The sequence below is a fragment of the Streptomyces sp. NPDC058964 genome (assembly GCF_042741275.1).
In the GTDB taxonomy this organism is placed as follows: domain Bacteria; phylum Actinomycetota; class Actinomycetes; order Streptomycetales; family Streptomycetaceae; genus Streptomyces.
Genome location: NZ_JBHYKH010000388.1, coordinates 6,333 through 8,673, shown reverse-complemented (window position 1 = coordinate 8,673; position 2,341 = coordinate 6,333). Strand labels below are relative to the sequence as shown.

1 protein-coding gene is annotated in these 2,341 nt (G+C 76.0%); it reads left to right on the top strand.

The annotated features are described in order from the left end of the window. On the top strand, window positions 1-2,213 hold a 2,213-nt coding region (locus tag ACFW2E_RS34160; protein WP_384472005.1), incomplete at its 5' end, for an acyltransferase domain-containing protein. Window positions 2,214-2,341: the final 128 nt, after the last annotated feature.

Below are 2,341 nucleotides of genomic sequence, written 5' to 3'. Positions count from 1 at the left end.
CGCGCTCGTCGCCGTCCACCTCGGGGTCGGGGCCGCGCGAGGTCTCCTTCATCGAGGCGCACGGCACCGGCACCGCGCTCGGCGACACCATCGAGTGCGCCGCGCTCGGCAGCCTGCACGGCGGGGGCCGCGACGAGCCCTGCGCGATCGGCTCGGTCAAGGGCAACCTCGGCCACACCGAGGGTGCCGCCGGGATCGCCGGGCTCATCAAGGTCGCCCTCGCACTGCATCACCGGATCGTGCCCGCCAGCCGGTTCGCGGACCGCGAGAACCCCCAGCTGCGGCTCGCCGAGCGCGGGCTGCGGCTGCTGAGGTCGCCGCTGCGGCTGCCCCCCGGTCCCGCCGTCGCCGGGGTCTCCAGCTTCGGCATGGGCGGCACCAACGCGCACGCCGTGCTGGGCTCCGCCCCGCGACCCGCGCCCCGTACCACCGCCAAGCGCTCCCGGCCGGGCGTGGGCGTGTTCACGCTCACCGCCGACACACCGGCCGCGCTGATCCGCAACCTCGACGAGCAGGCGGGCGCCGTGGCCCGGCGTCCTCGTTCCTCCGCCGCCGCCCTGTGCCGGCACAGCAACCGCGTCAAGACCGGGCTGCCGTACCGCTTCGCGGTCACCGCGCACGACACCGAGGAGCTGGCGGCCGCGCTGCGCGAGGCGGTCGAGAGCGGCCTTCCCGAGCAGGTCGCGCACCGGCCGTGGAGCCGGCCGTCCGTGGCGTTCCTGTTCACCGGGCAGGGCGCCCAGTACCCCGGCATGACCGCGCGCCTGTACCGCGAGTCCGCCGTGTACCGGCAGCACCTCGATGCGGCGGACGCGGCACTGCTGCCGTACGTCGATACGTCCGTACGCGACCTGCTCCTCGCGGACGAGGCGGACGGGCAGGAGGGGCAGGGCAGGCAGGACGGGCAGGGCAGGCAGGACGGGGAGCACAGCGCGGGCGGGAGGCCCGGCATGGAAGGGGAACTCACCCAGCCCGCCCTGTTCGCCGTCGAGTACGCCCTCGCCGCCACGCTCACCGCGCTCGGCGTCCGGCCCGCGGCCGTGCTCGGGCACAGCGTCGGCGAGTTCGCGGCGGCCGTCACCGCGGGGACGCTCACCCTGGAAGAGGCCGCGCACCTGGTCGCCACGCGCGGCCGGCTCATGCACGCCCTGCCGCCCGGCGGTGCCATGCTCTCCGTGCAGGCCGGGCCCGACGCGCTGCGGCAGCTCCTCGCCGAGGAGCCGCAGGCGCACATCGCGGCCGTCAACGGCCCCCGCGACACCGTACTGTCCGGCACCGCCGAGGCACTCGCCCGGATCGCCGAGACCCTGGAGGAGGCACAGGTCCGCACCCGTGACCTCAGGGCACCCGCGGCCTTCCACTCGCCGCTGGTACGGCCGGTGCTGGACCGGCTCAGGGCGGCCGCGGGCAGCACCGAGCCCAAGGCGCCCGGCGTCCCGGTGTTCTCCACCCGGTACGGCAGACTCCTCGCCACCGCCGAGCGGATGGACGCCGACTACTGGGCGGCGCAGGCCGAGTCACCCGTGCTGTTCGAGCAGGCGCTCGCCGACCTGGAGACGGTCTGCCCGCCCACCCACCTCGTGGAGATCGGACCGCGCCCGCAACTGCTGCCCCTCGCCGGACGATCCGGACTCTCGGGCGGCGTGGAGTTCCTGCACCCGGCGCCCGGCCCGGAGGCCGGCGGCACCGAACTCGCCGAACTGGTGGCGCGGTTGTACCGCGCCGGGCTCGACCCGGACTGGGAGGGGCTGTACGACCCCGACGTCACGCCCGGCTCCGGTGAGAAGCTGCGCGGCTACTCCTTCTCCACCGCGCACCGCTACTGGACCGCACCGCCGGCGCTGGCCGTCCCGCGCGCCGGCGAGGCGGACCGGGCGCGCCCCGGCCCGACGCCGCCGCGGCCCACCTCGACGCCGGTGGAGCCCGAGACGAGCGATCCGGTGTCCCGGGACCGCGACCCCGTGCTCGCCGCCGTGATCGACGCGGTCGCGGAGGTCGGCTCGTACCCCCTGGAACAGGTCGTGCACACCGCCCGCTTCTACGAGGACCTGGGCTTCGACTCGGTGATGATCATGCAGCTGAAGGACCGTATCGAGGCCCGTCTGCCGCACCTCGGCGAGGTCTCCGTGCAGCAACTCCTGCCCGCCCTGCGATCGGTGGGCACCCTCGCCCGGTTCCTCGGCGGGCATCTCACGGAAGGGGCGCGCGCGTGAGCGTCACCGCGGCCCGGGGGGCCCGCGCCCCCCCCCCCCGGGGAGAACCGGGCCCCTGGTGGCGGGGGGGTGGGCTTGGTGCGTGGGCCGCACGGAGCCCGACGACCGCGACTGCGGGAGAGGCCCAC